Genomic DNA, 12,096 nt, shown 5'->3' with positions numbered 1-12,096 from the left:
CTCACGGCTTGCCCGGCCTGAACATCCGGGAAACTTATGTCACATACACATGCACTCCATCTCGTGAAAAAACGAGATGCGATATCCCTTTGGGTTTTGCTTGGCTGGCTGGCGTTCGCCCTGCTGCCGAGCTGGAGCCTGGATTACGGCCTGCTGGAGTCCACCGGCGAAGAGATCCTCGCGGCCTACGGCTGGTCACACCGCAATATCAGCTGGCTTTGGTGCCTGCTGCCAAGCCTGCTGCTGCTGCGCCCTTACGCTGCGGCGGGCCGTGAGCAGCGGCGCCGCCACGCGTTCGATGCCGGCTGGGCGCTGCTGTGCATGGCCTTTATCGTTGTCAGCGCCACGGTGGCGGGACGCGGTTTAGGCTACGCCACCCTGGTGCAGTTGACCGCGCTGGGCGCCATCATGACGCTGGCGCTGACCCGCCTCGACTGGCTGGGCGGCGACCGTTTCGTTATCGGCGCGCTGGTCACCATCGTGACGCTGATCGGCGTCTTCATCGTCTGGCCGAGCATCGCGATTTTCATTCCGATGTTCACCGACCAGACGGGCGCGTTCGCGCCGCTGGCCTTTATGAACGTGCTGTCGCAGGCGCATATCATTCAGGTGATCCTCAACTCCATCGCCCTGTCGATCGCGGTGGGCGCCGGCTGCACCTTTTTCGGCCTGGTGCTGGCGATTTACACTACCCGCATCGCCAAGCGCAGCGCCATTATCGGCCGCATCTTCTCCATCTTGCCCATCGTCACGCCGCCGTTCGTCGTCGGCCTGGGCGTCACGCTGATGATGGGGCGCTCTGGCTACGTGACCGAGTGGATGGTGGCCTGGTTCGGTTTGACCAACACCAACTGGCTGTACGGCTTTACCGGCATCTGGCTGGCGCAGGTGCTGGCGTTCACCCCGATGGCGTTTATGATCCTCGACGGCGCGATCAAGACCATTCATCCTTCGCTGGAAGAAGCCTCCTACACCCTGCGCGCCAGCCGCTGGCAAACCTTTAACGGCGTGTTCGTGCCGCTGCTGAAACCGGCGCTGGCCAACGCGTTTTTGATCGTGGTGGTGCAATCGCTGGCTGATTTCAGCAACCCGCTGGTGCTCGGCGGCAACTTCGACGTGCTGGCGACGCAAATCTATTTTTACATCACCGGTTCGCAGCTTGATTATCAGGCCGCCAGCACCCTCGGCGCCTTCCTGCTGCTGTTCTCACTGCTGGTGTTCTGCATCCAGTATATGTGGATCGGCAAACGTTCCTACGTCACCGTGTCCGGCAAATCGTATCGCGGCGACGTGCAGCCGCTGCCGGTCACGCTGGTGTGGGGCGTGATCGCGCTGCTGGCGGTGTGGGTAGCCTTTAACGCCCTGCTTTACGGCAGCATTTTCTACGGCAGCTTCACCGTCAACTGGGGAGTGGATTACACGCTGACGCTGGATAACTTCATCAAACTGTTCGGCCAGGGCATGAGCGACGGCGCGTGGCCTTCGCTGCTCGACACGCTGCTGTACGCCGGGATCGCCGCGCCGATCACCGCCGCGTTCGGCCTGCTGATCGCCTGGATCGTGGTGCGCCAGCAGTTCAAGGGCAAAAAGACCATCGAGTTCACCACCATGCTGTGCTTTGCGGTGCCGGGTACCGTGGCCGGCGTCTCTTACATTCTCGCCTTTAACGGCGCGCCGGTGTACCTCACCGGGACGGCCGCCATCGTGATTATTTCGATGGTGATGCGCAACGTGCCGGTGGGCATTCGCGCCGGGATCGCCGGGCTGGGCCAGATAGACAAATCGCTGGACGAAGCCTCGCTCAGCCTGCGCGCCGGCTCGCTGCGCACCATCACGCACATCCTGCTGCCGCTGCTGCGCCCGGCTATCCTGTCGGCGCTGATCTACAGCTTCGTGCGCGCCATCACCACCGTCAGCGCCATCGTCTTCCTGGTCACCCCCGATACCCGCGTGGCCACCGCCTACATCCTCAACCGCGTGGAAGACGGCGAATACGGCGTGGCGATCGCCTACGGTTCAATTCTGATCGTGGTGATGCTGGCGATTATTTTCCTCTTTGACTGGCTGATCGGCGAGGCACGCATCTCCCGTTCAAAAGCCAAAAACCAGGCGTAATGGAGCCCATGATGAGCCAGAAAAATTTCGTTGAACTGCGTAACGTCTCCAAACGGTTCGGCAGCAACACGGTAATCGATAACATCACGCTCACCATCCCACGGGGGCAAATGGTGACGCTGCTCGGCCCTTCCGGCTGCGGCAAGACCACCATTTTGCGCCTGGTCGCCGGGCTGGAAAAACCGAGCGACGGGCAGATATTCATTGATGGTGAAGACGTCACCCATCGTTCCATCCAGCAGCGTGACATCTGCATGGTATTCCAGTCTTATGCCCTGTTCCCGCACATGTCGCTGGGGGAGAACGTCGGCTATGGCCTGAAGATGCTCGGCATTCCGCGCGCCGAAGTGAAAGCGCGCGTGCAGGAAGCGCTGGCGATGGTGGACTTGGCGGGGTTCGACGATCGCTATGTCGATCAGATCTCCGGCGGCCAACAGCAGCGCGTGGCGCTGGCGCGCGCGCTGATCCTCAAGCCGAAAGTGCTGCTGTTCGACGAGCCGTTGAGCAACCTCGACGCCAACCTGCGCCGCAGCATGCGCGAAAAGATCCGCGAGCTGCAAAAGCAGTTTGATATCACGTCGCTGTACGTCACCCACGATCAGAGCGAGGCTTTTGCAGTCTCCGACACCGTACTGGTGATGAACAAGGGGCATATCATGCAGATGGGCTCGCCGCAGGATCTCTATCGGCAGCCCGCCTCGCGCTTTATGGCGAGCTTTATGGGGGACGCCAACCTGTTCCCGGCCAGCTTCAGCGCCGATCATGTCGATATCAGCGGCTATCGCCTGCCGCGCCCGGCGCATTTTGCCGCCCAGGGCGCCGGCACGGTGGGCGTGCGGCCGGAAGCGATCACGCTGAGCGAGCATGGCGATGAAAGCCAGCGCTGCGAGATCCAGCATGTCGCCTACATGGGGCCGCAGTATGAGGTGACGGTGGCGTGGCACGGGCAACAGATTTTGCTGCAGGTTAACGCCACCCGCCTGCAACCGAACGTCGGCGAGCAGTATTATCTGGAAATTCACCCCTACGGCATGTTTATGCTGGCGGACGCGGCATAATCGGCCTCACGCTTAAGGGGTAGAATAACGGCCATCCCGAACGGGATGGCCGAAAATAATCGCCAAAAACACCGTATTTATCTATTTTTACAATTCCACCCAAGTCCTTGTTCAGCCGAAAAATAAATATAGCCACACCCACTCAAAAATAACCACCCAGACCACTCAGGGTGATATTTTTATTTAAATAGGGTAAGCTTGATCCCGCAGTCGAAATTATTTAACGGCCAACTCAAGGAGAAATTCATGAGCAACAATGCAAATGCACAGGCGCAGCTGGATAATTTACGCAATGTCGCTTCCCAGCTGAAGGAAATGCGCCACTACGCGCAGTCGAATATCGAGACGCTCTCCGCACACTGGCTGGCCTTCGATCAGGGGGAATGCAAAAATAAGGCATTCGCCGAAGCCATTAACGACCTATTGAATAAACAGGGCGCCTGTCTGGAAGGACTGGAAAAAACCATTCAGGATATCGAGATAGAATTAAACCGTCTTGATAAAGCCGCCTGATAATGCCGATTTAAATAAACCCGCCACGCGCGGGTTTATTTTCAGCTGCGGCAGATGACGCGCGCAATATCCCCGGACGTCGTCAACGCGCGTATTTCGCTGAACAGTTCAGTTGCTTCATCATATTCTTTACGCAAATAACTCAGCCACTGTTTAATGCGCGCCACGTGATACAGGCCGGTGTCGCCCTGCTTTTCCAGATGGACGTATTTTTGCAGCAGCTCAACCACCTGCGGCCAGGGCATGCGCGGTTCGTTATATTTCACCACCCGGCTCAGGTTCGGCACGTTGAGCGCGCCGCGCCCCAGCATGATGGCGTCGCAGCCGGTCGTCTGCAGGCAATCCTGCGCGCTCTGGTAATCCCAGATCTCGCCGTTGGCGACAACCGGGATGCTCAGCCGCTGACGGATCTCGCCGATCGCCGCCCAGTTGATGCGATCCGCCTTATAGCCGTCCTCTTTGGTGCGGCCGTGCACCGTCAGTTCGCTGGCGCCCGCCTGCTGCACCGCATCGGCGATTTCAAAGCTGCGATTGGAAGAGTCCCAGCCCAGGCGCACCTTCACCGTGACCGGCAGATGGGCCGGCACCGCCGCGCGCATCGCTTTGGCGCCCTGGTAGATCAATTCCGGATCTTTGAGCAGCGTCGCCCCGCCACCGCTGCCGTTCACCAGCTTGGACGGGCAGCCGCAGTTGAGATCGACGCCGTAAGAGCCCAATTCCACCGCGCGCGCGGCGTTCTCCGCCAGCCACTGCGGGTACTGCCCCAGCAGCTGTACCCGCACCAGCGTGCCCGACGGCGTGCGGCTGGCGTGACGCAGCTCCGGGCACAGCCGATAGAACGACTTGGCCGGCAGCAGCTGATCGACCACGCGCAAAAATTCGGTGATGCACAGATCGTAGTCGTTCACTTCGGTGAGTAACTCACGCACCAAAGAGTCGAGAACGCCCTCCATCGGAGCCAATAATACGCGCATGACCAATCCCAGCTAAAAAAAGACCCGCAATAATACGGGTGAATGCCCGCGCCAGACAAGCCTCTGCGGGCATTAAAAACGCCATCAGCCCAGCCGACGGATCGGTTGACCGGCGAGAAACGCCGCAATGTCCTCGACCGCCTCGGTGAAGTAGGCGCGGTAGTTATCGTCCGCCACGTAACCCACATGCGGCGTCGCCAGCACGTTGGGCAGTTGACGAAACACATCGTCGGCCGGCAGCGGCTCCGTCTCGAACACGTCCAGCCCGGCGCCGGCAATCTTCCGCTGTTGCAGCACGTCCACCAGCGCCGCCCGATCGACGATCCCCGCGCGCGAGGTGTTGATCAGGTAAGCGGTGGGTTTCATCGCCGTCAATTCGTCCCGCCCTACCAGCCCGCGGCTGCGATCGCTCAGCACCAGGTGAATGGAGACAAAATCGCTCTGCTCGAACAGCGCCCGTTTGGACGGTGCCAGCAGGGCGCCCTCCTGCGCTGCCCGTTCCGCCGTCAGGTTCTGGCTCCAGGCCAGCACCCGCATGCCGAACGCCTGTGCCACCTTGGCCATTTGGCCGCCGATCTTGCCCAGCCCCAGCAGCCCCAGCGTCTTCCCCTGCAGCGTGACGCCCAAGCCCAGCTGCCACGGGCCGTTGTTCCGCAGCCCGGCGCTTTCCGGCACGATATGCTTGGCCAGCCCGAGCAGCAGCGCCCAGGTCAACTCCATCGGCGCCGCCGACCCGCTGCGGGTGCCGCACACCACTACGCCGCGCTCAGCGGCGGCGGCCAAATCGATAGCGGCATTGCGCATGCCGGAGGTGATCAGCAGCTTCAGCTGCGGCAGCCTCGCCAGCAGCGAGGCGGTTATCGGCGTGCGCTCGCGCATGATGACCAGAATGTCGCATTCCTGCAGATGCACCGCCAGCTCCGCCTCATCGGCAAAGTGCGCGCTGATGGCGGACACCTCCACCCGATCGGCCAGCGCTGACCAATCCGCCATGTTGAGCGCCACCTGCTGGTAATCATCAAGAATTGCGCACTTCAATTTCATCTCCGTCTCCTGGAATGTAGGGATAGCCACCGTCCAGCCTAGTACGAAAATGCCGTTCCGCCAGGCAAAAAAAAAGCCGCCCATACAGGCGGCTTGCTTTTGCGCAATCGGGCTTATTCGGCCGGTTTGCGGTTGCGCGGGCGACGCGAGGCCGGCGCGCCGGAACGGCGCTGGCCGTCACCCTGCGGGCGAGCGTTGCCGTTACCGTTGCCACGGTTTTCACGCTGGCCGCCGTTGGCGTTACCGCTGCGCTGACCGCCGCCGTTACCGGAACGCTGGCCACCGCCGTTGCCGCGCGGCGCGCCGCGTCCACCACCCTGGCGGCCGTTGATGATCGGCTCGGCCTTGATGGTCGGATCCGGCTCGTAGCCCGGCAGCGCAATGCGCGGAATTTCACGCTTCAGCAGACGCTCGATGTCGCGCAGCAGCTTGTGTTCATCCACGCACACCAGCGAGATGGCTTCGCCGGTACGCTCCGCGCGGCCGGTGCGGCCGATGCGGTGCACGTAGTCTTCCGGCACGTTAGGCAGCTCGTAGTTCACCACGTGCGGCAACTGGTCGATATCCAGACCGCGCGCCGCAATGTCGGTCGCCACCAGCACGCGGATGCGGCCGTCTTTAAAATCGGCCAGCGCACGGGTACGGGCGCCCTGGCTCTTGTTGCCGTGGATCGCCGCGGCGGTGATGCCGTCTTTGTTCAGCTGTTCCGCCAGGTGGTTGGCGCCGTGCTTGGTGCGGGTAAAGACCAGCACCTGTTTCCAGTCGCCTTCGCCGATCATCTGCGACAGCAGTTCCCGCTTACGCTTCTTGTCGACGAAGTGCACGCTCTGCTCGATCTGCTCGGACGCGGTATTGCGGCGAGCCACTTCCACCGAGGCCGGGTTATGCAGCAGTTTGTTGGCCAGCGCCTTGATGTCGTCGGAGAAGGTGGCGGAGAACAGCAGGTTCTGGCGCTTGGCCGGCAGCTTGGCCAGCACGCGGCGGATGTCGTGGATAAAGCCCATGTCCAACATGCGGTCCGCTTCGTCCAGCACCAGAATTTCGATTTTGGACAGGTCAACCGCGTTCTGATGTTCCAGATCCAGCAGACGACCCGGCGTCGCCACCAGGATATCGACGCCGCCGCGCAGCTTCATCATCTGCGGGTTGATGCTCACGCCGCCAAACACCACCAGCGAACGCAGGCGCAGGTGTTTGCTGTAGGCATCGACGTTTTCGCCGATCTGCGCCGCCAGCTCACGGGTTGGCGTCAGGATCAGCGCGCGCACCGGGCGACGGCCTTTGACCGGATGGTCATGCTTGCTCAGCAGCTGCAACAGCGGCAGGGTAAAACCGGCGGTTTTACCGGTGCCGGTCTGGGCGCTGGCCATCAGGTCACGACCTTCCAGCACGACAGGGATAGCCTGACGCTGAATTGGCGTCGGTTCGCGATAGCCCTGTTCTTCAACAGCGCGCACAATTTCAGCACTTAAGCCGAGGGTTTCAAATGACATAAAGAGAAAAACTCCAGATCCCCCCTAACCTAACAGTGTTCGGTGCAGTTTCCTGGGAGGATGATCAGACGGGGCATTAAGCATGACCACGAGGGATTGGCACAAACTGCAGTGCACCAGGCGGCGATTGTAACAGAAGTCGCGCAATAAAAAGCACTTTTACGTGCAGAGAGCACAATCTGCCGTAAATTCAGCATTATCTGAAGTCGGTCACATAACTCATTGTGGTTAGCGGTTGCGTTTTAAACAATCTGGCATAAAGTTAATCATATGATTGATTAACTTTGAGCGTGACCTATGCCAGCTTCCGTCCCTCATCAGGCTGCCGGCCGGGCGCGCGGCGAGCAAACGCGTCGGCAACTGCTCGCCGCGGCGACCGACCTGTTCGGTGAATATGGCCTGCAGGGCGCCACCACCCGCGATATCGCCCAGCGCGCCGGCCAGAATATCGCCGCCATCACCTACTACTTCAGCTCCAAAGAGGGGCTGTATCTGGCCGTGGCGCAGTCGCTCGCCGATTTCATCCAGCAGGCGTTCGCCCCGCTGGCCGAAGAGGTCGATCGCTTTGGGCAGCAGCCTGCCGCACAGCGATCGCCCGACGCGGCGCTGCGTTTGCTGCAGCGTGGCCTGCTGGCCTTCAGCGAGCTGATGACCCAGCCGCACACGTTGAATCTGAGCAAAATCATGTCGCGCGAACAGCTTGCCCCAACCGACGCCTACCCGCTGATCCACCGCCAGGTGATCGCGCCGATGCACGAACGGCTGTGCCGCCTGCTGTCGGCCGCCACCGGCATCGACGAACGCGCCGCCCGCCTCGTGTTGCATACCCATGCGCTGATCGGCGAGGTGCTGTCGTTCCGCGTAGCGCGGGAGACCATCCGCCGTCAGGCCGGCTGGCAAGAGATTGGTGAGGGCGAAGCGGCGCAAATCGCGGCGGTGCTGAGCGAGCATATCGAGATTTTAGTTATTGGGCTGCGCCAACGTCACGGCGCGTAAATTCAGGCAGGGAGTGTTATGAACAAAAAACGCAGTGCCTTGATCGTGTTGTTGATTCTGCTGATCGCGGCCGTCGCTTACGGGGTATGGCATTACCAACAGCAGCAGGAGAGGCCGCTGACGCTGTACGGCAACGTCGATATCCGCACGGTCAACCTCGGCTTTCGCGTCGACGGCCGCCTGGCGTCGCTGACGGTGGATGAAGGCGATACCGTTCAGCCGGGCCAGCTGCTCGGCAAACTGGACGATGCTCCCTACCGCAACGCGCTGCAACAGGCCGAAGCCAACGTCGGCAGCGCGCGCGCCAAACTGTCGCTGCTGCAGGCCGGCTATCGCAGCGAAGAGATAGCCCAGGTGCAGTCAGAAATGGCGCAGCGCCAGTCCGCTTTCGCCTACGCCGACAGTTTCCTGAAGCGCCAGCAAGGGCTGTGGGCGAAAAACGCCACCTCCGCCGACGCGCTGGAGGATGCGCGCACCGCCCGCAACCAGGCGCTGGCCAATCTGCAAGCGGCGAAAGACAAACTGTCGCAATACCGCAGCGGCAACCGCCCGCAAGAGATTGAACAGGCCAAGGCCGAGGTGGCGCAAAGCGAAGCGGCGTTGGCGCAGGCGCAATTGAACCTGCAAGACGCCACGCTGCTCTCCCCTTCCGCCGGCACGGTGCTGACCCGTGCGGTAGAGCCGGGCACCATGCTCGGCGCCGGCGGCACGGTGTTCACCCTGTCGTTGACCCGGCCGGTGTGGGTGCGCGCCTACGTCAACGAAACCAGCCTGAACCAGGCTGTGCCCGGCACCGAGCTGGAGATCTACACCGACGGCCGCCCCGGCAAGCCTTACCACGGCAAGATCGGTTTCGTCTCGCCGACCGCGGAATTCACGCCGAAAAGCGTTGAAACGCCGGATCTGCGCACCGATCTGGTGTACCGCCTGCGGGTGATCGTCACCGACGCCGACGATGCGCTGCGTCAGGGCATGCCGGTCACCCTGCGCTTCGCCAAACCCTGAGGCCGGCCATGGAACAGGCGCACACCATCGAGTTGGAAGGGCTGGAAAAGCGCTTCCCGTCGCTTGAGAAACCGGCGGTCGCCAGCCTGACCACCACCCTGCGCAGCGGCGCGGTCATCGGACTGGTCGGCCCGGACGGCGCCGGCAAAACCACCCTGCTGCGCATGCTGGCCGGGCTGCTGAAGCCAAGCAGCGGCAAACTGCGGGTCGCCGGGCTGGATCCGATCGGCCAGGATCGCCAACTGCATGCGATCCTCGGCTACATGCCGCAGAAGTTCGGGCTGTATGAGGATCTGACGGTGATGGAGAACCTGACGCTGTACGCCGATCTGCGCGGCGTCACCGGCGATCTTCGCCGCCAGACCTTCGAACGGCTGCTGAAATTCACCGATCTGACCCGCTTCACCGAGCGCCTGGCGGGCAAGCTGTCCGGCGGCATGAAGCAGAAACTGGGACTGGCCTGCACGCTGGTGGGCGAACCTCAGGTGCTGTTGCTGGATGAACCGGGCGTCGGCGTCGATCCGATCTCGCGCCGCGAGCTGTGGCGCATGGTGCACGAGCTGGCCAACGACGGCATGTTGATCCTGTGGAGCACCTCTTATCTCGATGAGGCCGAGCAGTGTCGCGAAGTGCTGCTGCTCAACGAGGGCGAGCTGCTGTTCAGCGGCGCGCCGCAGGATCTGACCCAGCGCATGGCCGGACGCACGGTATTGATCGCCGCGCCGCCCGGCAGCCATCGATCGTTGCTGCAGCGGGCGATCTGCCTGCCGGCGGTCACCGACGGCGTGATCCAGGGCAAGTACCTGCGCCTGATCCTGAAAGAAGGCGAAGATCATCGGCAGCTGCTGCAGACGCTGGATCTGCCGGACGCCGAACTGGACGAAGCGGATCCGCGCTTCGAGGATGCGTTTATCGATCTGCTCGGCGGCGGCCCCAACCATCGCTCGGCGCTGGCGGAGATCATGCCGACCGTTGACGGCAAAGGCGGTGAAACGGTGATCGAAGCGGTGCAGTTGACCAAGAAATTCGGCGATTTCGCCGCCACCGATCACGTCGATTTTCAGGTACGGCGCGGCGAAATCTTCGGCCTTCTCGGCCCGAACGGCGCCGGCAAGTCCACCACCTTCAAAATGATGTGCGGCCTGCTGGTGCCGTCCGGCGGCAAGGCGCTGGTGCTGGGGATGGATCTGAAGACCAGTTCCGGCAAGGCGCGCCAACGCCTCGGCTACATGGCGCAAAAATTCTCGCTGTACGGCAACCTGACGGTGGCGCAGAATCTGAAGTTCTTCTCCGGCGTCTACGGCCTGAGCGGCAAGGCGCAGCGCGACAAAATCAACGAGATGTCCCGCGCCTTCAACTTCGCGCCGATCCTCGATCAGACGCCGGATGCCCTGCCGCTCGGCTTCAAGCAACGCCTGGCGCTGGCCTGCGCGCTGATGCACGAACCGGATATTCTGTTCCTCGACGAACCGACCTCCGGTGTCGATCCGCTGACGCGGCGCGAGTTCTGGCTGCACATCAACGGCATGGTCGACAAGGGCGTCACGGTGATGGTGACCACCCACTTTATGGACGAGGCGGAATACTGCGACCGCATCGGCCTGGTGTATCGCGGCAAGATCATCGCCGCCGGCACGCCGGACGATCTCAAACAACAGGTAGCGCGCGACGACAACCCCAACCCCTCGATGGAACAGGCGTTTATCGAACTGGTGCAGGGCTACGACGAGGAGGAAACGCGGTGAGCGATAACCGACCCCCATTCGACGACGGCGGCTTCTCCTGGCGCCGGCTGCGCGCGCTGTGCCTGAAGGAGACGCGGCAGATACTGCGCGATCCCAGCAGCGGCCTGATCGCCTTCGTTATCCCGCTGATGCTGCTGTTTATCTTCGGCTACGGCATCAACCTGGACTCCAGCAAGCTGCATCTGGGCATTCTGATGGAACAACAGAGCGAAGACGCGCGCGATTTGGCCCACGCCTTCGCCGGTTCGCCCTATATCGAACCGACCATCAGCGACAACCGCCAGCAGCTGATCCAGCAGATGCAGGCCGGCACGATCCGCGGCCTGGTGGTGATCCCGGTGGATTTCGACCAGCGCATGGCGCGCCCGCACGACAGCGCCCCTATCCAGGTGATCACCGACGGCAGCGAGCCGAACACCGCCAACTTCGTGCAGGGCTATGCCCAGGGCGTATGGCAAGTATGGCAGCAGCAACGCGCCGCCGATCGGGGGAGCAGCGACCAGCCGCTGATTGACGTGCAGATGCGCTACTGGTTCAACCCGGCGGCCATCAGCCGGCACTACATCATTCCCGGCGCCATCACCATCATCATGACGGTGATCGGCGCCATTCTCACCTCGCTGGTGATCGCCCGCGAATGGGAACGCGGCACCATGGAGGCCCTGCTGTCCACCCAGGTGACGCGCAGCGAGCTGCTGCTCTCCAAGCTGATCCCATATTACTTCCTCGGCATGATCGCCATGGCGCTGTGCATGGCGGTGGCGGTGTGGGTGCTCGGCGTGCCCTATCGCGGTTCGCTGCCGATCCTGCTGCTGATCAGCAGCCTGTTCCTCGCCAGCACCCTCGGCATGGGCCTGCTGATCTCCACCCTCACCCGCAACCAGTTCAACGCGGCGATGGTGGCGCTGAACGCCGCCTTTCTGCCGTCGATCATGCTGTCCGGCTTCATTTTCCAGATCGACAGCATGCCGGCCATCGTGCGCGCGGTGACCTACATCATTCCGGCGCGTTACTTCGTCAGCACGCTGCAAACGCTGTTCCTGGCGGGCAACGTCGGCACCGTGCTGGCGATCAATCTGCTGTTCCTGATCGCTTCCGCCGTGGTGTTCATCGGCCTGACGGCCTGGAAAACCCAGCGCCGGCTGGATTAAGG

The 12,096-nt window shown here is 62.1% G+C and carries 10 protein-coding genes; 7 read left to right on the top strand and 3 right to left on the bottom strand.

Features of this window, described 5'->3' with window-relative positions; translation table 11 throughout:
• Positions 1–36: 36 nt before the first annotated feature.
• The 3 genes from ACP3TA_RS12195 (at position 37) to ACP3TA_RS12185 (ending at position 3,686) form a co-directional block, all read left to right on the top strand.
• Positions 37–2,115 (top strand): ABC transporter permease, encoded by a 2,079-nt coding sequence (locus tag ACP3TA_RS12195; protein ID WP_089194404.1) that lies wholly within the window; start codon positions 37–39, stop codon positions 2,113–2,115.
• Positions 2,116–2,126: 11 nt separating this feature from the next.
• Positions 2,127–3,173 carry a ferric ABC transporter ATP-binding protein gene (gene fbpC / locus ACP3TA_RS12190; protein WP_033642250.1) on the top strand — a complete coding sequence of 349 codons (1,047 nt, stop codon included), beginning with the start codon at positions 2,127–2,129 and terminating at the stop codon, positions 3,171–3,173.
• 246 nt (positions 3,174–3,419) lie between these two features.
• A complete protein-coding gene (locus tag ACP3TA_RS12185; protein WP_033642249.1) occupies positions 3,420–3,686 on the top strand; it encodes a hypothetical protein in 267 nt (88 codons plus the stop codon).
• Positions 3,687–3,727: 41 nt separating this feature from the next.
• On the opposite strand, the gene dusC is transcribed toward ACP3TA_RS12185, so the two are convergent.
• From dusC to rhlE, 3 genes are all read right to left on the bottom strand, one after another.
• Entirely contained in the window at positions 3,728–4,660 is a 933-nt protein-coding gene (gene dusC / locus ACP3TA_RS12180) for a tRNA dihydrouridine(16) synthase DusC (RefSeq protein ID WP_426784618.1), read from the bottom strand.
• A gap of 84 nt (positions 4,661–4,744) precedes the next feature.
• Entirely contained in the window at positions 4,745–5,704 is a 960-nt protein-coding gene (locus ACP3TA_RS12175) for a D-2-hydroxyacid dehydrogenase family protein (protein ID WP_047572287.1), read from the bottom strand.
• A gap of 113 nt (positions 5,705–5,817) precedes the next feature.
• Positions 5,818–7,197, bottom strand: coding sequence for an ATP-dependent RNA helicase RhlE (gene rhlE / locus ACP3TA_RS12170; protein ID WP_042783890.1), 1,380 nt, complete (start codon positions 7,195–7,197; stop codon positions 5,818–5,820).
• 297 nt (positions 7,198–7,494) lie between these two features.
• Between rhlE and cecR the strand changes: the two genes are divergently transcribed.
• Genes cecR through ACP3TA_RS12150 form a run of 4 tightly spaced genes read left to right on the top strand, consistent with a single transcriptional unit; the run spans position 7,495 to position 12,094 of the window.
• Entirely contained in the window at positions 7,495–8,193 is a 699-nt protein-coding gene (gene cecR, locus ACP3TA_RS12165) for a transcriptional regulator CecR (protein WP_033642245.1), read from the top strand.
• 18 nt (positions 8,194–8,211) lie between these two features.
• The gene (hlyD, locus tag ACP3TA_RS12160) at positions 8,212–9,198 is read left to right on the top strand and encodes a secretion protein HlyD (RefSeq protein WP_033642244.1); all 987 of its coding nucleotides are present in this window, start codon (positions 8,212–8,214) and stop codon (positions 9,196–9,198) included.
• 8 nt (positions 9,199–9,206) lie between these two features.
• Positions 9,207–10,943 (top strand): ATP-binding cassette domain-containing protein, encoded by a 1,737-nt coding sequence (locus tag ACP3TA_RS12155; RefSeq protein WP_164119973.1) that lies wholly within the window; start codon positions 9,207–9,209, stop codon positions 10,941–10,943.
• On the top strand, positions 10,940–12,094 hold the full coding sequence (locus ACP3TA_RS12150) for an ABC transporter permease (RefSeq protein ID WP_015377020.1): 1,155 nt from the start codon (positions 10,940–10,942) through the stop codon (positions 12,092–12,094). The genes ACP3TA_RS12155 and ACP3TA_RS12150 overlap by 4 nt, the downstream gene beginning before the upstream one ends.
• Positions 12,095–12,096: the final 2 nt, after the last annotated feature.

Source organism: Serratia sp. 2C06 (assembly GCF_050037615.1).
Lineage (GTDB): Bacteria > Pseudomonadota > Gammaproteobacteria > Enterobacterales > Enterobacteriaceae > Serratia > Serratia ureilytica.
This window is presented reverse-complemented; position numbering and strand designations above follow the sequence as displayed.